The following is a 21,479-nucleotide window of genomic DNA, read 5'->3' on the forward strand; positions in this document are numbered from 1 at the left end:
GACTCCATTCCGAACTCAGACGTGAAACGCTTCAGCGCCGATGGTAGTGTGGGGTCTCCCCATGTGAGAGTAGGACACCGCCAGGCTTCAAATAAACAAACCTCAGCCCAATGGGCTGGGGTTTTTTTATGTGCGCTGCGCACACACGCTACTGGCTACTAGCTATTAGTTACTCGCAAAGCCAAACCAGTAGCTAATAGCTAGTAACTAGTAACGCTTTTCGTCTTTCGTCTAATTCCATTCTGATCTAATTCAGTCCAAACTCGTGTATGTACTTTGTAAGCCGCACGCTATGCTTTCAGTACTTACAATTCAGAAATAAGAGTGAGGATAAAATGGATTACCGTACTCGATCTCCAAATTTTCGTTTCAAATTGCCTTTTGCGTTGGCGCCTCTTGCGCTCGGCACGGCTTTTACATTACCAACTAGCGCGTTAGCACAGGATGCCGAGGCTGATGTCGCTGCGGATGAACGCATCACCGTTATCGGTTCACGCTTGAGTGTACGAACCGCAACTGATGGTACCGCACCGGTTGATATCATTTCCGGTGAACAATTAGCTGCAAGTGGTCTCACTGAGACTGCTCGAGCACTGCAATATGCAGTGCCAAGTTTTAACTTCCCGTCATCGTCTATTACCGATGGCTCTGATGCGGTTCGACCTGCATCGTTACGTGGTTTATCTCCGGATCATACGTTGGTCTTGATTAATGGTAAGCGTCGTCACAGTAGTGCTCTGGTTCACTTAAACGGTACCACCGGGCGCGGTAGTTCAAACGTTGATTTGAACGCGATTCCTATTTCCGCCATCAAGCGTATTGAAGTATTACGCGACGGAGCCGCGGCTCAATATGGTTCTGATGCCATTGCAGGTGTTATCAACATCGTTCTGAAAGATCAGTATGAAGGTGGCAGTATCACGCTGAATGGCGGGCAAACCTTCGAAGGCGATGGTGAACAATATAAACTACACGGCAATGTCGGTTTCGAATTGCCAAATGGTGGTAATTTCACGGTTGCAGCTGAGTTCCATAACAAGAACAAAACTAACCGTGCAGGGTTAGACCCTCGCCAACAATATCCACTCGTGAATGGTGAGCCTGATCCGCGTGAAGATGAATTTGATCGGCTGAGTCATCATGTGGGTGATGCAGAATTTGATAACACATCCGTATTCTTTAATGCCAATCTACCGCTCAGTACCGGTGAACTATATGCCTTTGGTGGCGTTAGTGACCGTACGTCTCAGTCCGGTGCTTTCTATCGTCGCGCGCTGGATAATCGCAATATTATCGAAGTTTATCCGGATGGCTTCTTACCACTGCTCTCTCCAGAAACTTCAGATATTTCCACTACCGGTGGTTATCGTTTCTCATTGGGTGAATGGCAGGTTGATGCCAGTGCTGGCATGGGTGTGAGTGAGTTCCAGTATCGTCTCGAAAACTCTATCAATGCTTCGTTTGGGCCTACCAGTCCAACTGAGTTTGATGCTGGGACACTGAAGCTGGAAGAGACCAACGCGTCCATCGATTTTTCGCGTTTCATCCCGTTCGCGAACAATTCTGATTTGGCCATTGCCGCAGGTATCAGCTATCGCGAAAATACTTATATTATTGAAGCTGGCGACCCTGCCTCTTATGAAAACGGCGGTTTCGATAATCGTCCAGCGGGCAGCCAAGGTTTTACAGGGTTTAAGCCAGAGTCTGAAGTCGACGAATCACGCGATAATGTTGGATTCTATGCCGAGGTCGAGAACATGCTCACCACGAATTTCCAGTGGGGTGCAGCAGTTCGCTACGAAGATTATTCAGACTTTGGCAGCAATACCAGTTGGAAGGTTTCTGGACGTTATGATATCACCGATGAGCTAGCGGTTCGCGCGACAGCCAATACCGGCTTCCGTGCACCAAGTGTTCAGCAAATCTATTTCACCAACATCTCGACGTTATTTATTAATCGCGATGGTGAATTGGTCCCGGAACAGTCAGGTACATTTAATAACATCAGCCCAGTTGCTCAAGCGCTTGAACTCGGTAATTTAGAAGCTGAGGAGTCACAGAGCTTTAGCATGGGCTTGGTTTGGAATGGTCTGGATGGTTTGTCGTTAACCATTGATGCATTCCAGATTGCAGTCGATGATCGCATCATTCTGTCGAGTTCTTTAGTGCCGGGTGATTCACCAGCGGTGGCTGATGCCCTTGCAGCTGCAGGTGCTGACAATGCGCGCTTCTTTATCAATGCCGTTGATACCACTACTCAGGGTGTCGATGTGGTACTGACTAAAGATTTCGACTGGGGTCGCAATGGTACACTCGGTGTGCAAGCCGCGTATGGTTATAACAAAACCGAGATTGATGACGTCAATTTGCCCGCTATCCTAGATGGCCTCGAAACCAAACTCTTCGATGGTGTGGAGCAAACGCGGATGACTGAATCGGTTCCTCGGAACAGTGGTTCGGTTGCCTTTACGCATGACTTGGGTGATTTACAAACCCGCTTGGCGTTTAACTACTTCGGCGATTATGTGTTGCAAAACAATGCAGGTCTACGCACTACCTTTGGTGGCAAGTGGATTACTGACTTATCTGCTAAATATCGCTACAACGATCAGTGGACGTTAAGTGCGGGGGTTCAGAACTTGTTTGATGTGTATCCGGATGAGCAAGATCCCTCAAACCAGTTCAATGGCATCTTCATTTATCCAAACACGAATGCGCCATTTGGTTTCAATGGCGGTTATTATTATGCAGAAGTGACCTACGCATTCTAAAAATCGTCTAATTGACGAAATAGTATGAAAAGCCGCCAATCACTGGCGGCTTTTTTGATCCATGAAACCCACTCCGTTCACCATTTAAAGTCAATTAAAACAATAGATTAATTTGAAATTTTAAACTTGGCACGAGAATTGAATAAGTGTTATCGACAAGTGGCAACACATAACTTATTTGCAAAATAGAAGAGGTGAACAATGAGTATCTTCACACGTGCTAGCGATATCATCCAAGCGAACGTCAATGCATTACTAGACAAAGCGGAACAGCCTGAAAAAATGGTGCGCTTGATGATTCAAGAAATGGAAGAAGCAATTGTCGAACTACGTGGTTTGGCGGCACAGCAAATCGCTGAACAAAAGCGCATCGATCGTGAGCGCGATAATTGCGAAAAATCAATCAGCCAGTGGCAAGCCAAGGCAGAAAAAGCGCTGGACCATGATCGCGATGACCTTGCGCGTGCTGCGTTAGAGCATAAGCTTCAAGCAACCCAACGTCTTGAGTCGCTCGGTAAAGAAGCCGACTATGTTGCGAATCAACTCGCCCCACTGAGCGCAGACATTGAGCGTTTGCAGGCCAAGTTGACTGAAGCTCGCATGAAAGAACGCGAATTACACAAGCGTCTTGATTCGGTTGCGGTGAAATTGCGTTCACAGCAACTTAAATCGGCTGATGCTATGAATACAGCCATGAGTCGTTATGAAAATTATGAGCGTCGCGTCGAAGAGCTCGAAGCGAAGTTAGAAGCGTTTGATATCGGCTCATCGAATCCAAGTTTGGAGCAGCAGTTCCGTGACTTAGAGCACTCAGAGACTATTGATACTGAACTGGCTGCACTGAAAGCAAAATCAAGTAAGAAAGCCTAAGGAGAACTCCGTGAAAAGCTCACATAAAGTGTGGTGGATTGTCGCAGCGGTTATCGGTTTGATGCTTTTTGGTGATGAGATCCTCGGTGCGATTGGTGCGGTGTTAGGTACTATCATCGGTATCGGCGTTACAGGTCTTGTGACCATTGCAGTTGCGGTCGCCGCGTTCGCTTTGGTGATTATGATTGGCGGTAGTATTGCTATCGCACTGATGGTCGCAGCAGGAGCGTTAGTGTTTGCTCTGTTTAGCTGGCTCTGGCCCTTTATATTGTTAGCAGCAATTATCTATGTAATGGTGCGCAAGCGTCCAAAACCTGTGTAATATAGGTCCTGTACACAACCAAATGTGGAGCAGGATCAATGAAACGATTTGGATGGATAGCAGCGATGTTGTGGTTAGCCTCTCCCTGGGCCCTCGCAGCAGATGTTGAAATCTCAAATGCATGGATAAAAGAGTCGATACCTGGCACCGAAAACGGTGCTGGGTATTTGACGTTAACCAATGTTGGAACCACCGCTATTACCCTCACTGGCGCAGCTACTGAAGCTGCTCGTGCTGCTGAAATTCATGAGCATGTCATGAACGACGGCATGATGCGGATGCGTCGAGTTCCTGAATTAATGATCGACGTTGGTGAGACCGTCATTTTTCGTCCAGGTAGCTTTCACGTCATGATGTTTGGTGTCAAAGAGCCATTCCAAGTCGGCCAAGAAATTGGTCTCGAACTCATCTTCTCTGACGGCGATCGGAAAGCGGTCACTGCCGAAGTTAGAGCCATTGAATAACAGGAGCAAAGATATGAAAAACGGACGATTGAAAACACTGCAATGGCTGGCTCCGCTAGCATTACTGACCGTAACCAGTGCACAGGCCGACACCATTTTTGGCGTGTATGCAGGTGGTCAATATTGGGATACGCAAAGCTCTGGCGCTTATGGTACCGACCGTCAGCAACAGACATTTAATTTTGACGATGAACAGCAAGGCAGTTATTACGTGGCTGTCGAGCATCCGATTCCATTGGTACCGAATGTAAAAGTGCGAGTCAATGATATTCAAGCAATGGGAACTGTGACGCTCGACCAGAATTACAGCTTCAATGGTCAAACGTACACGGCGGGCTCAACAGTCGCTGGTATGGTTGATCTGTCGCATACTGATTTTACTTTGTATTACGAGTTTTTTGACAACGACCTGATTAGTTTTGACTTCGGTGCAACTGCGAAACGCGTTGATGGTGCGTTGGCGTTTCGTCAAGGAAACAACAATAACGAAGCAAGCGGTGACGGTTGGGTACCAACCTTGTACTCGCAAGTGCGCGTTGGTATTCCAGCAACAGATTTAACGCTTTATGCGCTCGCGAATGCGATCAGCATTGACGACAGTAGCATCCGCGACGTTGAGGCAGGTATTGAGTACCGCTTGATTGAAAACCTAGCTATTTATTTGAATTTACAGCTTGGTTATCGCGATATGCAGATTGAACTCGATGACGCTGACGGTTTGTATTCTGATATCTCATTCAAAGGCCCCTATCTCGGCCTCGAAATCCATTTCTAAATGATCTCTGATGACGCCCTAGTAGTAGGGCGTCACTGTCACTGCATCCATGGTGTAACCCACTACCGCAATATCCCCTTCTTTGCGTTCAACACTCAAAGTGCCCTCAACCCAAACCGCATCAAACGTATTTTCGTAAGGAACGCCGTCTGGAAAATCGACTTCGATGATTTGATTCGGTGGTGGCGGTGGCACATGAATACAAGCGCCAAAGTAAGGGACTAACAGGAACTGTGTGACTTTGGTCGCGTCGCCTTCCAACTGTACGACATACCCGGGGATCTTGACCTTTTTGTTGTGCAAAGCTTCAACCACGGGTGCATCAAGCTCCGGCTGATTTGCTAACTCTGGATTGGCGTCATAAAACGCCTGACTGCGTACAGGTGGTGGCTTGTAACCTTCCGGAATAAGCTCTTTCCACGGTGTATTCACGTACTCTTCTGCTTGCACCATTGGGCTGCCAATTAAGAGGCTCGTCAAGGTCATTAAAAGAACTGCAAAACGCTTCATAATTTTACCGTTAATCCATCTGCTAATGCGTTACGATAGGCTCGCCACGCGGGAATGAAACTCATTAAAATAGCGGCGCTCAGAATAAGCCCTAAGTACAGCCACTCGGTGCTGCTCAACCAACTTGGGCTGACGACGAATCCTAAGGTTGCTTGGAACCAAGGTGCTGCAAGCGCAAGCACTGTAAACAAGAGCCCGACGCCAACACTAACACCAATTGCGGTCAATACTATCGCCTCACTGACCAATAAGCCAAACAGGGTGAACGGTCCTGCGCCTAATGATCGTAAGACCGCCATTTCACGCCGACGTTCACGTAAACTGGCGAGCAAAGTGGTGAGCATACCGAATAGCCCGGTAATGACCACGAGCACCGAAATGATCAATAAAGCGCGTTCGAACAGTTGCAGCGTTCGCCAAAATTCTTGCAGTGCAAGCCCTGGCATAATGGCGGTCAGTGGCTCACCACGATAGGTATTGATGTCACGCACTAATCGCAATGCCAACGGCTTGGATTCAAGCCCAATGAGCACCGCACTCAAGGTATAGACCGGCGGTTCTGCAGTGATTGAATCTGAATGTTCATGCTCATGTTCATGCTCATGTTCATGCTCATGCTCATGATTAGGGCCATGTTCATCATCAGCCGGCTGATACTCTCCATGCACCAGACCGAGTCCCTCCAGCGGGATATAGACAGCTTGATCTATTGGGGTACCGGTTCGGGCTAAAATCCCTTGAATTTGGAACGGATGCTCATCGTGGTCCGAGAAACTCATACCGCCGCTGCCATGCGACACCGTTAGAGGGTCGCCAACGTCGAGACCTAGTTTGTCAGCAACGTCAGCACCAAGAACGGCAGTATCCAATACCGAAAATGCAGACCCAGCGGCGAACTTGAGATTTTGCTGTTGCCCATACTGGAAATGCGCAAACCAATCGGTATTCGTGGCCACAACTGGATAACCACGCACACTATCACCCATCGCCATGGGAATAGTCCAAGCCACTCCGGGAAGCTGTTGTAGGTGCTGATAGCTATTCCAACTTAATGTGTTGGTGAGTGCGCCAATATGAAACACACTGCTGAGTAGCAATTGAGTTGAGCCAGTACGTGCGCCAACAATCAGGTCAGTACCGCTAATAGTGTTGGCGAAGTTTTGTTGTGCTTGCACCCGAACACGCTCAACGCCAAGCAATAAAATCGTACTGATCGCGATAGATAAAACCGTCAACCAGGCGGTTGTCCGGCGGTTCCAGAGACTGGCGAGTGCTAATTTAAACATCCGCTTCTCCCTGCTGAGGCGCCGTATTGAGTTCACTTAATTCGACAACCTGTGGGAACTGTGTGGCAAGAGTAGCGTCATGGGTCACGAACAACAAAGTGCTGCCTTGCTCTGCGCACTCTTGAAACAACAGGTTAATGAACTCATTGCGGTGACTTTCGTCGAGTGCTGATGTGGGCTCATCGGCAATAATCAGAGCAGGAGCCCCCAGCAAGGCTCGCGCAGCCGCCACCCGTTGCTGCTGACCAACGCTCAATGTCTGTGCTGACTGCTGTTGTTGAGCGTCAGTTAATCCCAGATGGTTCAATAAGGTTGTCGCCGCTTCGGCAACGGTTTGTCCACGCTGCGCAATACGTTGACGACGTGCCGGAGCGAACTGCACGGCTAGTTCAACGTTTTGTTGTGCGGATAAATAAGGGAGTAAATTAAACTGCTGAAAAATATAGCCAATCTCATTGGCGCGGAGGCGGTCGCGCTGACGTTGACTCAGAGTACTTAGATCATGGTCCAGTACTTTTATATACCCACTTGATGCGGAATGAATTCCTGCAATCAAGCTCAGTAACGTTGATTTTCCAGAGCCACTGGCGCCGCGTACTAACACCCGTTCGCCTTTATTGACTGACCACTGCGGGATGGCCAGAACAGGCTGCTGCGCGCCAGGCCACGCAAAGGTTAACCCATGTATGGCAACGCAGCAGTCTGACATCGTTTTACTTCGCTTGTGCGCGATCAAACGATGATTGGATTTCTTCTTTGGCTTCTTTGATATCGCCCCAGCCTTCAACTTTCACCCACTTGCCTTTTTCCAGCTCTTTGTAACGCTCGAAGAAGTGCGTGATTTGCGCCTTCAGCAACTCAGGTAAATCGTTCACATCTTTGATGTGGTCGTATTCTTTGGTCAAGCTGCTTACGGGTACGCCAATCACTTTTGCGTCTTCGCCTTTTTCGTCAGTCATTTTCAATACGCCAACAGGACGAACGGTGATCACAGAACCAGCTTGCAGTGGGTATGGAGTCGGAACTAATATGTCAACTGGGTCACCATCTAAGGACAAGGTATCGTTTACATAGCCATAGTTAGCTGGGTAAAACATTGGCGTCGACATAAAACGATCAACCCACAATGCACCTGAGTCTTTATCGACCTCATATTTGATGGGTGCTGCATTGGCAGGGATTTCGATGATTACGTTCACTTCGTCAGGCAGATTTTTGCCTGCGGGTACCTTATTCAAGCTCATGATGGTTCCTGTTTATCAAACTTGGTAACTAATGAAATAAAATTGGTCGCTATTATATAGCTGGAGCGCGCTATTGCGAACCCTTTAAGTATTGTAAGCAAGTGGTTACTTCGTCGCGAGAGCCCAAAATAACGCCACAACGCTGATGAATATCGGTTGGCTGAATATCGAGTATTCGTCCTTCTCCGGTATCCGCCAAGCCACCCGCTTGCTCCACCAGCCACGCCATCGGGTTTCCTTCGTACATCAGGCGTAATTTGAATGGCTTATTGGCCTTGCGACTATCCCATGGATAAGTAAAGAGCCCACCGCGGGTTAGGACCCGGTGCACGTCGGCAACCATGGCGGCTACCCAGCGCATGTTAAAGTCTTTATTGCGCGGTCCTGCTTTGCCGAGCAACAAATCATCGATATAACGGCGCATGCCAGGCTGCCAATGTCGGTGATTTGACATATTGATCGCAAACTCAGTAGTTGTTTCAGCAATAGTGACATCAGCTTCGGTCAGCAAAAATTCACCAACGGTTTGGTCGAGGGTGAACATTTTCACGCCTTTACCCGTGGTGAATACCAACATGGTGCGCGGGCCATACAAAATATAACCTGCTGCGACTTGGTTGGAGCCGGGCTGCAAAAACATATCGACTTCGGCGCCAGGCTCAGCGGGGGCAGGCAAGACTGAGAAAATAGTCCCGACCATTGAATTAATATCGATATTGGAGCTGCCGTCGAGTGGATCGAATGCCACTAAGTAACGGCCATCGAGAGTCCCGCCTACGATGCCTTCCTCTTCTTCAGACGCGACGGCGCGCACATGCTTACATTCCAGCAAAATATCCTTGAGGAGTTGATTGGCCAATACGTCCAGTTTCTTTTGCGTTTCCCCTTGGATATTTTCATCCAAAGTAGAGCCAAGAACGCCGGCAAGCTTGCCTTGACCGCAGCGGAAAGAGATTTCTTTGGCACAAATTTGCAGGGTATTGATGACAGAAATTAAGGCTTCGTCAACCTGGTCGTTGCGCAGTGTCGGAATTAGGCGCTGCATATAACCCTCATGCTTACGTTCTGAAATGGATGACCACGACGGCGTGCTCATGTTTGGGTATTCGAAAAACGCGCGTAAGTTTACCGCAATTTTCAGCAAAATGCCTGTCCTGAATCTTACGGAATTACGACTGCATGCTACACTAAGGCAATTTTTCAGCGCTCTGGACTTCGAATGGCAGCGCGATAGGCCTCGTAGAAGGATTTTTGACTCATCATGCATATTCATATTCTTGGCATTTGCGGCACGTTTATGGGCGGTATCGCGGCATTAGCAAAAGCCTCTGGACATCACGTGACAGGCAGTGATGCGCAGGTGTACCCGCCGATGAGTGACCAATTGCGCAGCCTAGGTATTGAACTCTATGAAGGTTATGACGCGGAGCAGTTTGAACCACGTCCAGATTTAGTGATTGTTGGCAATGCCTTGAGTCGCGGCAACGCGGCGGTGGAGGAGATGCTCAACCAGCGCATCCCCTATGTTTCCGGTGCACAGTGGTTGCATGACGAGATTTTGCAGCATAAATGGGTGCTAGCAGTAGCGGGGACACATGGTAAAACCACTACCTCCAGCATGCTTGCTTGGTTGTTGGATTATGCAGGCCTTGAGCCCAGTTTTATTATTGGCGGCGTGCTACCTAACTTTAATGCGTCGGCACGGCTAACTTCGAGTAACTTTTTTGTCATTGAAGCCGATGAATACGACACCGCCTTTTTTGATAAGCGCTCTAAGTTTGTACACTACTGCCCATCTACGTTGATCCTCAATAACCTCGAGTACGATCACGCGGATATTTTCCCAGACCTTGCGGCCATTCAAAAGCAATTCCACCATTTGCTGCGGATTGTTCCTGGCTATGGACAAGTCTTGGTGCCAAAACAGGATCAAGCCATCAGCGACGTACTGAAAATGGGCTGTTGGAGTGACTTGGCGACGGTCGGACAACAGGGTGACTGGTCGGCAGAACTTATTCACGCCGACGGCAGTGCCTTTGATGTGCTTTACCAAGGGCAGGTGCAGGGGCGCGTGAACTGGTCGCTGATTGGTTTGCACAATGTAAACAACGCCTTAATGGCTATTGCCGCTGCACACCATGTTGGCGTGCCATGCGCGACAGCTTGTGTCGGGCTCAGTGCCTTTCAAACACCGAAACGACGTCTCGAAGTGAAAGGGTGTGTGAATCACATCACGGTTTATGATGATTTTGCTCATCATCCAACCGCTATTGCCACCACGCTCGATGGGTTGCGAAAAAAAGTCGGTACTGCTCGTATTGTTGCAGTATTAGAGCCGCGCTCGAATACGATGAAGCTGGGTATTCATCAAGATACACTTGCTGACTCGTTACAGGCGGCAGACTCAATTCTGGTGCTTCAGCCCGAGGGCAGTTCATGGCAATTCGGTGAAGCTGTGCCGCAGGCTTTTGTGGGGCACTCGGTGGATGAACTTCTCGCGGAACTCGCGCGTATCCTGCAACCACACGATCATGTCTTGCTGATGAGTAACGGTGGTTTTGGTAATATCCACCAGCGCTTGCTCGAGCAACTTCAACTACAGGAATAACCATCATGGCAGCCATTACTGTTGCGATTACCGGAGCTTCCGGTGCGCCTTATGCGGTGCGACTTATCGAGTGTCTGTTGGCGCAACAACAAACAGTGCATGTATTGATGTCGAGCGCAGCGCGAGTCGTCTTCGCCACCGAAATCAATTGGCAGTTACCGGCAGCCCCGGCGGCACAAGCTGAAGCGATGCGCGAGTACTTTCAAGTCAGTGCCGAGCAACTGCATGTGTATGGTAAAGAAGAGTGGTTCTCACCGGTGGCGTCTGGCTCTGCGGCGCCGAAGCAGATGGTTGTATGTCCTTGCTCGACCGGCACGCTATCAGCGATTGCTAGTGGCGCCAGTGATAATTTGATTGAACGTGCGGCAGACGTCATTTTGAAAGAGCGTGGGCAACTCATTTTAGTGCCAAGAGAAATGCCGCTTTCCGCCATTCATCTCGAGAACATGTTAAAATTGGCGCGATTAGGCGTCACTATTATGCCAGCGGCTCCTGGTTTTTATCATCAACCGCAAAGTATTGCCGATTTAGTTGATTTTGTTGTGGCGCGCGTGCTCGACCATTTAGGTCTGGAGCAAACAATTCAGCCTCGTTGGGGCTACGGAAAGGAGCAATAAGCACACATGAAAGCGTTATCGATTCGTGGGTTGCGGAAAACCTACAAAGGTGGCTTTGAAGCACTGAAAGGTATCGACCTTGACGTGAATGAGGGCGACTTTTTTGCATTGCTGGGACCTAATGGAGCAGGGAAATCGACCACCATTGGTGTCATCGCATCGCTGGTGAATAAAACTGCAGGCAGTGTCAGCGTATTCGGGTATGACCTCGATACGCAGTTGGTCGAGCTCAAACGTCAAATTGGTTTAGTGCCGCAAGAGTTCAATTTCAATCAGTTTGAAACGGTCCGTCAAATTGTCGTGAATCAAGCCGGATATTACGGTGTAGCGCGTTCTGTTGCGATGGAACGTTCAGAAAAGTACCTCAAGCAACTCGGTTTATGGGATAAGCGCAACTCGGCGGCAAGAATGTTATCCGGCGGGATGAAGCGGCGCTTAATGATTGCCCGCGCACTGCTGCATGAACCTAAGTTATTGATTCTAGATGAACCGACCGCAGGTGTTGATATCGAATTGCGCCGCAGCATGTGGGACTACCTTGAGCAAATTAACAAGCAGGGTATAACCATCATTTTGACGACACACTATTTGGAAGAAGCAGAAACCTTGTGCCGGAACATCGCCATTATCGACTCGGGTGAGATTGTCGAAAACACCTCAATCAAACGCTTATTAGCGACGCTGAACATGGAGACATTCGTACTGGATCTCGAATTCGCTAACATCAAAGTTGAGGACATCACCTTAGATGGCTTCAAACATAAAGTCACCGACGAACATACGATTGAAGTGGATGTTGAGAAGAGCCAAGGATTGAATAAAGTCTTTGAGCAGCTATCCGCGCAGCAAGTGAAAGTGATGTCGATGCGCAACAAGGCCAATCGACTCGAGGAGCTGTTCGTCAAGATGGTGGAGAAAGGACGCGCGACTACAGCAGCAAATACTGCAGCGAAGCAGGCAGCAAAAGCAGGAGCGGCATCATGAGCAGTGGCTATAACTACACCGCATTAAAAACTATTTGGATTAAAGAGTGCACTCGGTTTCTCCGTATTTGGGTGCAAACCCTGGTGCCACCGGCAATCACCATGACGCTGTACTTCGTGATTTTCGGCAGCATTGTGGGTGAGCGCATTGGTGAGATGGGTGGTCGGCCGTACATGGAATTCATTGTGCCTGGTTTGATTATGATGTCCATCATAACTAACTCCTATTCCAACGTAGCTTCGTCGTTCTTTAGCGCTAAATTTCAGCGCAACATCGAAGAGATGTTGGTTGCTCCGGTATCGACTTCGGTCATTATTGCTGGCTATGTGGGCGGTGGTTTGGCGCGTGCGTTAATTGTTGCTGTTATTGTGACTTTGGTATCGTTTTTATTTGTCGAGAACGTCCAGATCCATCATGCGGGCATCTTGCTGTTAACCGTTATTCTGACCTCTACGCTGTTCTCATTGGGCGGTCTCGTGAATGCAGTTTTTGCCAAAACCTTTGACGATATTTCAATTGTACCGACCTTTGTCCTGACACCTTTAACGTATTTGGGTGGCGTATTCTTTAGTATTGGCTTGCTCCCAGGAATTTGGGAGAGCGTTGCTCAGTTCAACCCAGTGTTGTACATGGTGAATGCGTTTCGTTACGGCTTCCTCGGGATTTCCGACGTCAACATTAGTTTGGCGATGGGCGTCATCGTCGGGTTTAACGTACTGTTCTTCGTGACCGCGTATACGCTGCTGCAGCGTGGTACGGGAATTCGCTCGTGAATGTAGAGTCTCGAGCCGTAACGACGAACCAAAATGGCAACCATGAGGACCTCACCACTATTGTGATGCGGCACTTGCGGTCGCCGTTTCGGAAGCCGATTCAGGAGCACAATCGAGAAGCGTTCGCGCAAGTCCAGAAGCTAGTTGCAGACTGGACCGGGCCGATAATTCTGGACTCCTGCTGTGGCGTTGGCGAGAGCACCGCATGGTTAGCGGAGCAACACCCAGATGCGCTAGTTATTGGGGTCGATAAGTCATCTCATCGGCTGGCGCGTCATGCGCATTATGAGACTGCTGGGGCTGGGCAACAGTACGTTCTAGTGCGGGCCGATTTAAATGACTTTTGGCGGTTGGCTGTGGAAGCCAATTGGCAGTTGCACAAGCACTACATTTTGTACCCAAATCCGTGGCCGAAAGCAGCGCATTTGTCACGACGTTGGCATGGCAGTCCAGTCTGGCCTTATGTCATCGCGCTGGGTGGTGAGCTGGTCATGCGATCGAATTGGAGTATTTACTTAACCGAAGTAGCCAGCAGTTTAGCTATTGTGAACTGCGCCGCGGCAGTGCAACCACTGCTGTTAACGCATCAACCGATCACGCCGTTTGAGCGTAAATACCAACGCAGTAAACAATTACTGTGGGAATTACGTGCACATTTGCCGGAAGATGGTCGCTATTTCCCCGCAATCGAGGCAGAATAGTCGGCTCGATTGATGGCACCGAACCACACAAGGAATATGGCTTGAGCGATCCAGTTTTTGCTGAAGTGAGTCAAGAAGCGCTACTGAAAATCTTCACGATTCCAGAGGCGCCGGATTCTACTTTGGGGAAAATCGAAAAGCATTTGTCTGAGAATCTCATGGGATTCTTGGGTGAGCATATTGTTGCTCGCGAGAAGCCGCTACATGAAATAGAGCAGAGCTTTTGCGCCAGTCAGGTGCCCGAAAGCCCACGTTATGTTTCTGACCACACCGAATTCCTATTAAATAACCTCGTGGCGCATTCCGTCCATACGTCCTCGCCTCGCTTTATTGGGCACATGACGTCGGCCTTACCGTACTTCCTTATGCCATTGGCCAAACTGATGGTCGGACTCAATCAGAACCTCGTTAAAATTGAGACGTCGAAAGCCTTCACGCCGCTTGAACGGAATGTTCTGGGGATGTTGCACCACTTGGTTTACCAACGCGATGATGCTTTTTATCAACGCTGGATGCACAGTGCGCAGCATTCACTGGGTGCGATGTGCTCAGGTGGTACGGTGGCCAACATTACGGCTTTGTGGGTGGCTCGTAACTTGTTACTGAAGCCTGATGCGAACTTTGCTGGTATTGCCAACGAAGGGTTAGCCGCTGGTTTGGCACATTATGGCTACAAGCGTTTGACGGTGATGGTGTCTGAGCGTGGTCATTATTCACTGGCTAAGGCAGCCGACGTGTTAGGTATTGGTCGTAAAAACTTAGTCGCGATTCCTACCGATGAACACAATCGTATTCGTATTGATAAGTTACGCGAAGCCTGTGAAAAGGTCGCTGCGGACGGCGGCCGGGTGCTCGCCATTATTGGTGTGGGCGGTGCAACCGAAACTGGGCATATCGACCCATTGCCAGAGCTGGCCGACTACGCTGAAGAAATTGGCGCTCACTTCCATGTCGATGCTGCTTGGGGTGGAGCAACCTTGATGTCATCCACCCATCGTCATTTGTTGGCCGGGGTCGAGCGCGCCGATACAGTAACCATTGATGCCCACAAGCAAATGTATGTGCCCATGGGCGCTGGCATGGTCTTGTTCCGTGATCCGAGCATGGTTCGTGCGATTGAACATCATGCTGAGTATGTGATTCGCCATGGCTCGAAAGACTTGGGTGCTCACACCATGGAAGGCTCTCGTCCAGGTATGGCGATGCTGGTTTATTCAGCATTGCATGTCATGGGCCGACGTGGTTACGAGTTGCTGATTGATCAAAGTATCGATAAAGCCAAACATTTTGCCGAGCTGATTCGTCAGCAACCGGATTTTGAGGTCATCACCGATCCCAAATTATGTATTTTGACCTATCGTTTTGTGCCAGCACGAATGCGCCAAGCAATTCAAGCGGCGACACCAGAGCAAATCCGCCGTATTACCCCGCATTTAAACGCGCTAACGCGGTTTATTCAAAAACGCCAACGGGAGACGGGGAACTCTTTCGTATCGCGTACGAAGTTATTACCAGCACATTATCATCGGGAGCCAACAGTGGTGTTCCGTGTGGTTCTGGCGAATCCGTTGACGACCACTGCGATGCTCGAAGAAATCCTACAAGAGCAAAGAGACATTGCGTCGCAAGCCATGAGCTTGCGTGCAGCTTTGTTTACTGAAATGCGGGAACTCGGGTTGATTCGCGATTAGCGGTCAAACGCGAGGTTATCGATTAAGCGCGTCTTCCCTAAGAACGCGGCCACTAACATCACCAATTCACGGTCTTCAGGCTGCGGACTTTGTAGATCTGAGCGTCGGCGCACTTCGACATAATCAATGCGTAAACCTTGCTGAGATAAGATTTCCCGAGCTTGCTGTTCAGCAGTTTCAATCACCATACCTTGTTGTATCACGGCGGCGGATTGTTGGAGTGTTTGATAGATAATCGGTGCTTGCGCACGTTCCGACTCGGACAAGTAGCCGTTTCGCGAACTCAAGGCAAGACCATCGTCGGCGCGCTCTGTTGGCATGCCTAGAACAGTAACCGACATGCTCAAATCTGCCGTCATTAACCGAATGACTTGGAGCTGTTGAAAGTCTTTCTCGCCAAAAATAGCGACGTCAGGCTGTACCATATTAAATAGCTTGGCCACGATGGTTGCAACACCACGAAAGTGTCCAGGACGGCTGGCGCCGCAGAGAATATCTGAAATACCCGGTACCTCGATGGACGTCTGTTCCGCTAAACCTCGTGGATATACATCGGCGACCGTGGGCGCAAAGACTGCTGCCGTGCCGCGTTCAATCAGGGCAGCGCAATCGGCGTCAAAGGTACGCGGATAGGCGTCCAGATCCTCATTTTTGCCAAACTGCATGGGGTTTACGAAAATACTGACGACAACGTGGTCGGCTTGTTGCTGAGCCATATCGACTAACTTCAAGTGTCCTTCGTGTAAGTTCCCCATGGTCGGTACTAACGCAACGGAGCCCTCAAGAAGGCTGCGCCAAGCACGGAGTTCGTCAAGACTTTTCAGAACCTGCATGAATGAGTGTCCGTTTGGTTATGAGAACGTATGTTCTGCGCCGGGGAAGGTGCCTGCTTTCACTTCATCAATGTAAAGGCGAACAGCGGCTTCGAGTGAGCCGGACTCGGCGAGAAAGTTTTTAACGAATTTCGGGAGGTAATCACTGTTCATACCGAGCATGTCGTGCATGACAAGAATTTGCCCATCACAGTCTTTACCCGCTCCAATTCCAATCACTGGAATATGCAGTTTCGTGCTGATCAACTCTGCTAATTCACTGGGAACGCACTCCAAAACTAATAGTTGCGCTCCGGCTTCTTGTAAAGCGAGTGCGTGCCGAACCGTTTGTTCTGCCGCTGATTGTTCACGACCTTGCACCTTGTAGCCACCCAATACATTCACAGATTGCGGCAGCAATCCCAAGTGTGCACAGACCGGTACGCCACGTTCAACTAAACCTCGAATGGTTTCAATGAGCCACTCACCACCCTCAAGCTTGACCATATTTGCGCCGGTTCGCATGAGCTCAGCGGCTTCCGTGTAGGCTTGCGCAGGAGTGCTATAAGACATAAACGGCATATCAGCAATCACAAACGCGTTTGGCGCGCCGTTACGAACACAGCGGGTGTGGTAGGCAACATCGGCAATAGTTACAGGAAGAGTGGAGCTGGCGCCTTGAATGACATTCCCGAGTGAGTCACCGACTAACATGAAATCCATGCCACAGCTGTCAAATAGTTTAGCGAAGCTAGAGTCATAGGCAGTGATCGAGACAATTTTGTCGCCGTTTGCTTTCATTTTATTGAGGGTAGCAATGGTCGTCGCGGCCATAAATGACTCCTGCTGTGTGTCATGTGTCCTAGTGAGGGGCTGATTGTATCAGTTAATTTTCTGCAAATCATGATCGGCGACGCTCGCTAAACAGTCTTGCAAACGCTTGCCATTGGGTAACGTCAAGTTAGGCACAAGTTCGTATAATGGTAGCACCACAAAATCACGCACTTCGAGCCCAGGATGGGGCAGGGTGAGCCGATCATCTTGATAAATGAGGTTGGCATACAGGAGCAAGTCCAAATCCAACGTCCGTTCACCCCAACGGCGTTGACGTTGGCGACCAAACTCTTGCTCAACCGCTTGTAGCGCGTCCAATACTTCCAGTGGCGCTAATTGGGTGTCAGCAGCAACCACCGCATTCACGTAGTCCGGTTGATCTTGTGGCCCCATCGGTTTGCTACGATAGCAAGATGACGCCGCTACCGCCGTCAATGCGGAGTGATTCTGCAAGGTATAGATGGCGTCACGCACAGTCTGCAACGGGTCGCCGAGATTACCCCCAACCGCTATATAAATGCGTGCCACAGCTATTTAATCCGAGTCGGTGCGAGGTTTGCGGCGGCGCCCACCGCGGCGACCGCGTTTTTTCTTCGGCGCAGCGCTGTCTTCTGCCGAGTGAGCATTTCTCGCTGTCGCGACTGCTCCTGGAAACTTCGCTTGTTGCTGAGTCCAAAAGTCAGCCTGCTGTTGCAAGTGTTGTTGCTCAGCGGGGGTTGCGGTTTTGGCGCGCAACAATAAGAAGTCGTAAGCAGCGCGGAAACGCGGATGGGTCAGCAATGACTGAATGCGTTTACCGCGAGCGCGCTCCATGCGTTGTTGTAATTGCCAAATTTCTCGAGCTGGAATACTGAACCGTTTGGGTACTGCAACTGTTTGTACTTGCTTACCAAATACATCTGCAGCAGCCAAATTCATAGCATCGACTGGTGGTAATCCACTCTCCGCCATCAGAATTTCCATGCGTGCTTGCAGCGGCCACCATAACAGTGCGGCAAACAAATAAGCGGGAGTGATGCGTTGATCATTTCGAATCCGCTCATCGGTATCCGCAAAGGTCTGTCGAATCATCTGATAAGGCGCTTCATCGGGTTCTTTGATGTAGTTTTTGAGCAGCGGGAACAATTGCTGAAATAGGTGGTAGTCACTCAACATCTCGAAATTGGCGACACCTTTGCCGGCAGCGAACATTTTCAAGACTTCTTCAAACAAACGCGCAGCAGGGATGTTTTGCAACAGCGGTGCAAGCTGTCGAATAGGCGCTTCAACGCTGCTATCCATGCGCATACTGAGTTTGGTGGCAAACCTTATGGCGCGGAGCATCCGTACGGGATCTTCGCGATAACGTTGATCCGCATCACCAATCATTCGCAAGACGCCAGCATTCAAATCTTTGACGCCATTGGCAAAGTCATAAATCGCGAAATCTGCAATATTGTAGTACAGGGCATTGACGGTGAAGTCGCGGCGCTGGGCGTCTTCCTCAATGGTGCCGTACACATTGTCACGAACCAACATCCCTTCATCATCAGCTTTGGCTACTTTCGCTGATTGTTCATCGGTTTCGACTTCGTGGTGGCCGCGGAATGTTGCCACTTCAATAATTTCGCGCCCGAATACTACATGAGCCAGGCGAAAGCGACGCCCGACGAGGCGACAATTCCGGAATAGTCCACGAACTTGCTCTGGCTTTGCGTTGGTCGCTACATCAAAGTCTTTCGGTTCTAAACCGAGTAATAAATCACGAACGCAACCACCCACAAGATAGGCTTCGAATCCTGCGTTGTGAAGCCGATACAATACTTTTAGCGCGTGCTCGGGAATAGCTTTGCGAGAGATCGGGTGTTGATCGCGAGTCACCACAATAGGTTTCGCGAGAATATTAGCAGGTAACCCTTGAGCATCCGGTTGGCGCTTCATTGCGCGCTGCGCAAGTGCTTTGATCCGTTTAATGATAACGTCGTCTCCAGCAAGAATGACGGTTGTTTAAAAAGAAGGCTATTGTAGCGTGCCTGCTGATGTCAGGGAAGATACTTCGTTTGCCACGCACGAATTGCTTGCTCGATAAAACGCTCTTTGGTAGTTGCTTCGAGCCTACCTAAACCAAGAAACTCTGCTGCCTGTTGCAGTTGGGCTAGACATTGATTCGATTGCAACGCTGGCGCATGGTTTTGCTTCGATAATTTGCGACCTTTGGAATCGACGGCAACCGGAACATGAGCGAATACAGGTTGCCGTCCCGCCAGTGTATTCCACAAGGCAAGTTGCCAACTACTGGCAGTAAGTAAATCAGCACCCCGAACAATATCGGTAACTTCTTGCTCAATATCATCGACGACCACAGCAAGCTGATAAGTAAACAGCCCATCACGGCGAAACAAGACAAAATCTTCTCTGCCAAAATCAGGTTCAATGGTTACTGAGCCGGCAATGCGATCGTGGAAACTTAATTGTGGTGAGTCATTTTTAAATCGAATGGCTGCGCGCGGCGCTTGCTCTTGCGTATAGTCGTGTGCTCGACAAATGCCTGTGTAGAACGGACCACGCGCTTTAATTTCACGACGTGTGCAGATACACCGATACGTCAGTTGCTGCTGGGTTAATTGTTCGAGGGCGGAGTGATAACGGTCATGACGCTGACTCTGATAGAGCACTTCGCCGTCCCAATGCAGACCGTGTTGGTCGAGTTGTTCGAGTATCTGTTGGTCAGCACCGGCAACTGCGCGCGGCGTATCAATATCTTCGATGCGAACTAACCATCGACCTTGTTGAGCTTTTGCATCTAGGTAACTGGCGAGGGCGGCTACGAGTGAGCCAAAATGAAGAGGCCCCGACGGGGTCGGGGCAAAACGACCACAATACTGGTAGCGAGCGGCCATATTAGGCGCCGGTCATTTGCTTCTCTTTGATTTCCGCAAGCGTTTTACAATCGACACATTGATCGGCTGTTGGACGCGCTTCCAGACGACGGATACCGATTTCGATTCCGCAGCTATCGCAGAAGCCAAAGTCATCTGCTTCAATTTTTTGCAACGTCTTTTCAATTTTCTTGATGAGCTTGCGTTCACGGTCACGAGTGCGCAGTTCTAAGCTGAACTCTTCTTCTTGCGCTGCGCGATCGACAGGATCAGGAAAGTTGGCTGCTTCATCTTTCATATGGTGAACGGTGCGATCGACTTCTTCACGAAGTTGCGTACGCCACACTTCCAAAATCTTTTTAAAGTGCGCGCGTTGTTTCTCATTCATATACTCTTCGCCAGCCTTCTCTTCATAGGGCTCTAAGCCGGCTAGCGCCAGAATGCCATGGGTTTTCTTCGGCGTTCCTTGAGGCATTATGGATCTCCTGTATGAGACATTGTCGAAAAGGGCAAACTGTATACCAGAATCTAAAAACTAGCGCAATTTTTTATTCGTAACGGGATGCGCTTCCTTGCCCGTAAAAGTTGCCCGTGAGAGTGTGCACTACATTACGGGAAGCTCCCCAACCGGATCAATCCCATGTTGTGAAATAGCACATTGCAACGCATGAAACTGGACACCATGGGTACGAGCCAACGCCACTGTGTCTGCGTAGGTCGGGTCGATATGCGCAGCAGCACTGACGCGCTCGATCCCACTATGGAGAACAACATACAGAACACCTGCGCGATGTCCTGCGGAGGTCATCTCGATCAGACTATGGAGATGTTGGGTTGCGCGGATGCTGGTGGTATCTGGGAAGAAGCCGTCACCTGTCGATTCTGCAAGCGTGACACTTTTGACCTCAATATAGACAGAGCGGCCTTCAGTATCCTCACCAATCCAGTCAATTCTGCGATTATCGCTGCCATATTTTACTTCAGCGCGCCATGCTTTTACGTCAGCATATGCAGGTACCAAGCCTTGTTGTAATGCTTCGCCAGCCACCGTATTCGCGCGGTGCGTGTGAATGCAGATGCGATCACCTGTGCTGGTTTCTGCTAACTCCCAGGTATAGCGATATTTTCGTTTGGGATTATTGGAGTCACTTAACCAAACGCGCATGCCGGGTTCAGCGCAACCTGTCATTGCGCCGGTGTTAGGACAATGGGCAGTGAGTTCCGTGCCGTCATGTTCCAGTTTCACGTCCGCTAAAAAGCGTTTGTAGCGTTTTTCCAGCCTTGCGCCGATAAGTGGCTTGATAAACTTCATTGTCAGCCCCACACTGGTTGGATACCATAGAAAGAATTCGCAAACAT

General features: G+C 49.5%; 23 protein-coding genes and 1 rRNA gene. 12 read left to right on the forward strand and 12 right to left on the reverse strand.

All coding sequences use genetic code 11. The features are described from left to right. From rrf to CWE22_RS11440, 6 genes are all read left to right on the forward strand, one after another. A 5S ribosomal RNA gene (rrf, locus tag CWE22_RS12220) occupies positions 1-86 on the forward strand; the annotation flags it as partial. A gap of 249 nt (positions 87-335) precedes the next feature. Further along, a complete protein-coding gene (locus CWE22_RS11420; RefSeq protein WP_169931627.1) occupies positions 336-2,771 on the forward strand; it encodes a TonB-dependent receptor plug domain-containing protein in 2,436 nt (811 codons plus the stop codon). Positions 2,772-2,972: 201 nt separating this feature from the next. After that, on the forward strand, positions 2,973-3,641 hold the full coding sequence (locus CWE22_RS11425) for a PspA/IM30 family protein (protein ID WP_169931628.1): 669 nt from the start codon (positions 2,973-2,975) through the stop codon (positions 3,639-3,641). A gap of 10 nt (positions 3,642-3,651) precedes the next feature. Beyond that, entirely contained in the window at positions 3,652-3,963 is a 312-nt protein-coding gene (locus CWE22_RS11430; RefSeq protein WP_169931629.1) for a hypothetical protein, read from the forward strand. 38 nt (positions 3,964-4,001) lie between these two features. Then, on the forward strand, positions 4,002-4,427 hold the full coding sequence (locus tag CWE22_RS11435; RefSeq protein WP_169931630.1) for a copper chaperone PCu(A)C: 426 nt from the start codon (positions 4,002-4,004) through the stop codon (positions 4,425-4,427). 13 nt (positions 4,428-4,440) lie between these two features. Then, positions 4,441-5,202: a TIGR04219 family outer membrane beta-barrel protein gene (locus CWE22_RS11440; protein ID WP_169931631.1), complete on the forward strand. Its 762-nt coding sequence runs from the start codon at positions 4,441-4,443 to the stop codon at positions 5,200-5,202. 18 nt (positions 5,203-5,220) lie between these two features. Here CWE22_RS11440 and CWE22_RS11445 read toward each other — a convergent pair whose 3' ends face one another. The 5 genes from CWE22_RS11445 to CWE22_RS11465 all read right to left on the reverse strand — a co-directional run bounded on the left by CWE22_RS11445 (position 5,221) and on the right by CWE22_RS11465 (position 9,287). Next, entirely contained in the window at positions 5,221-5,712 is a 492-nt protein-coding gene (locus CWE22_RS11445) for a DUF3299 domain-containing protein (protein ID WP_169931632.1), read from the reverse strand. Continuing rightward, on the reverse strand, positions 5,709-6,998 hold the full coding sequence (locus CWE22_RS11450) for an ABC transporter permease (protein ID WP_169931633.1): 1,290 nt from the start codon (positions 6,996-6,998) through the stop codon (positions 5,709-5,711). Before CWE22_RS11450 ends, CWE22_RS11445 begins: the two co-directional genes overlap by 4 nt. Beyond that, on the reverse strand, positions 6,991-7,707 hold the full coding sequence (locus CWE22_RS11455) for an ABC transporter ATP-binding protein (RefSeq protein ID WP_169931634.1): 717 nt from the start codon (positions 7,705-7,707) through the stop codon (positions 6,991-6,993). Before CWE22_RS11455 ends, CWE22_RS11450 begins: the two co-directional genes overlap by 8 nt. A 4-nt stretch (positions 7,708-7,711) precedes the next feature. Beyond that, a complete protein-coding gene (gene ppa / locus CWE22_RS11460; protein ID WP_169931635.1) occupies positions 7,712-8,242 on the reverse strand; it encodes an inorganic diphosphatase in 531 nt (176 codons plus the stop codon). Positions 8,243-8,312: 70 nt separating this feature from the next. Then, the gene (locus tag CWE22_RS11465) at positions 8,313-9,287 is read right to left on the reverse strand and encodes a class 1 fructose-bisphosphatase (protein ID WP_169931681.1); all 975 of its coding nucleotides are present in this window, start codon (positions 9,285-9,287) and stop codon (positions 8,313-8,315) included. Between the two features lie 216 nt (positions 9,288-9,503). Here CWE22_RS11465 and mpl point away from each other — a divergent pair, with 216 nt between their 5' ends. Genes mpl through panP form a run of 6 tightly spaced genes read left to right on the forward strand, consistent with a single transcriptional unit; the run spans position 9,504 to position 15,616 of the window. Beyond that, positions 9,504-10,850, forward strand: coding sequence for a UDP-N-acetylmuramate:L-alanyl-gamma-D-glutamyl-meso-diaminopimelate ligase (gene mpl, locus CWE22_RS11470; protein ID WP_169931636.1), 1,347 nt, complete (start codon positions 9,504-9,506; stop codon positions 10,848-10,850). Positions 10,851-10,855: 5 nt separating this feature from the next. Then, complete coding sequence (locus CWE22_RS11475) at positions 10,856-11,467, forward strand: flavin prenyltransferase UbiX (RefSeq protein WP_169931637.1); 612 nt, start codon at positions 10,856-10,858, stop codon at positions 11,465-11,467. Positions 11,468-11,473: 6 nt separating this feature from the next. Then, positions 11,474-12,451 carry an ABC transporter ATP-binding protein gene (locus tag CWE22_RS11480; protein ID WP_169931638.1) on the forward strand — a complete coding sequence of 326 codons (978 nt, stop codon included), beginning with the start codon at positions 11,474-11,476 and terminating at the stop codon, positions 12,449-12,451. Next, entirely contained in the window at positions 12,448-13,224 is a 777-nt protein-coding gene (locus CWE22_RS11485; RefSeq protein ID WP_169931639.1) for an ABC transporter permease, read from the forward strand. The genes CWE22_RS11480 and CWE22_RS11485 overlap by 4 nt, the downstream gene beginning before the upstream one ends. Next, positions 13,221-13,925, forward strand: a complete 705-nt coding sequence (gene trmB, locus CWE22_RS11490) for a tRNA (guanine(46)-N(7))-methyltransferase TrmB (protein ID WP_244596070.1) — start codon at positions 13,221-13,223, stop codon at positions 13,923-13,925. The genes CWE22_RS11485 and trmB overlap by 4 nt, the downstream gene beginning before the upstream one ends. A gap of 41 nt (positions 13,926-13,966) precedes the next feature. Then, on the forward strand, positions 13,967-15,616 hold the full coding sequence (gene panP / locus CWE22_RS11495) for a pyridoxal-dependent aspartate 1-decarboxylase PanP (RefSeq protein ID WP_169931640.1): 1,650 nt from the start codon (positions 13,967-13,969) through the stop codon (positions 15,614-15,616). Here panP and panC read toward each other — a convergent pair. The 7 genes from panC to sfsA all read right to left on the reverse strand — a co-directional run bounded on the left by panC (position 15,613) and on the right by sfsA (position 21,432). Then, positions 15,613-16,449 (reverse strand): pantoate--beta-alanine ligase, encoded by an 837-nt coding sequence (panC, locus tag CWE22_RS11500; RefSeq protein WP_169931641.1) that lies wholly within the window; start codon positions 16,447-16,449, stop codon positions 15,613-15,615. The genes panP and panC overlap by 4 nt on opposite strands. An 18-nt stretch (positions 16,450-16,467) precedes the next feature. Continuing rightward, positions 16,468-17,262 carry a 3-methyl-2-oxobutanoate hydroxymethyltransferase gene (gene panB, locus CWE22_RS11505; RefSeq protein WP_169931642.1) on the reverse strand — a complete coding sequence of 265 codons (795 nt, stop codon included), beginning with the start codon at positions 17,260-17,262 and terminating at the stop codon, positions 16,468-16,470. A 48-nt stretch (positions 17,263-17,310) separates the two neighbouring features. Further along, a complete protein-coding gene (gene folK, locus CWE22_RS11510; RefSeq protein ID WP_169931643.1) occupies positions 17,311-17,790 on the reverse strand; it encodes a 2-amino-4-hydroxy-6-hydroxymethyldihydropteridine diphosphokinase in 480 nt (159 codons plus the stop codon). 6 nt (positions 17,791-17,796) lie between these two features. Next, on the reverse strand, positions 17,797-19,182 hold the full coding sequence (gene pcnB, locus CWE22_RS11515; RefSeq protein ID WP_169931644.1) for a polynucleotide adenylyltransferase PcnB: 1,386 nt from the start codon (positions 19,180-19,182) through the stop codon (positions 17,797-17,799). 101 nt (positions 19,183-19,283) lie between these two features. Further along, a complete protein-coding gene (gene gluQRS, locus CWE22_RS11520; RefSeq protein ID WP_169931645.1) occupies positions 19,284-20,141 on the reverse strand; it encodes a tRNA glutamyl-Q(34) synthetase GluQRS in 858 nt (285 codons plus the stop codon). Position 20,142: 1 nt separating this feature from the next. Next, on the reverse strand, positions 20,143-20,595 hold the full coding sequence (gene dksA / locus CWE22_RS11525) for an RNA polymerase-binding protein DksA (RefSeq protein ID WP_169931646.1): 453 nt from the start codon (positions 20,593-20,595) through the stop codon (positions 20,143-20,145). Between the two features lie 129 nt (positions 20,596-20,724). Further along, entirely contained in the window at positions 20,725-21,432 is a 708-nt protein-coding gene (gene sfsA / locus CWE22_RS11530; RefSeq protein WP_169931647.1) for a DNA/RNA nuclease SfsA, read from the reverse strand. Positions 21,433-21,479: the final 47 nt, after the last annotated feature.

The sequence above is a fragment of the Pseudidiomarina aestuarii genome, assembly GCF_003987355.1.
GTDB lineage: Bacteria > Pseudomonadota > Gammaproteobacteria > Enterobacterales > Alteromonadaceae > Pseudidiomarina > Pseudidiomarina aestuarii.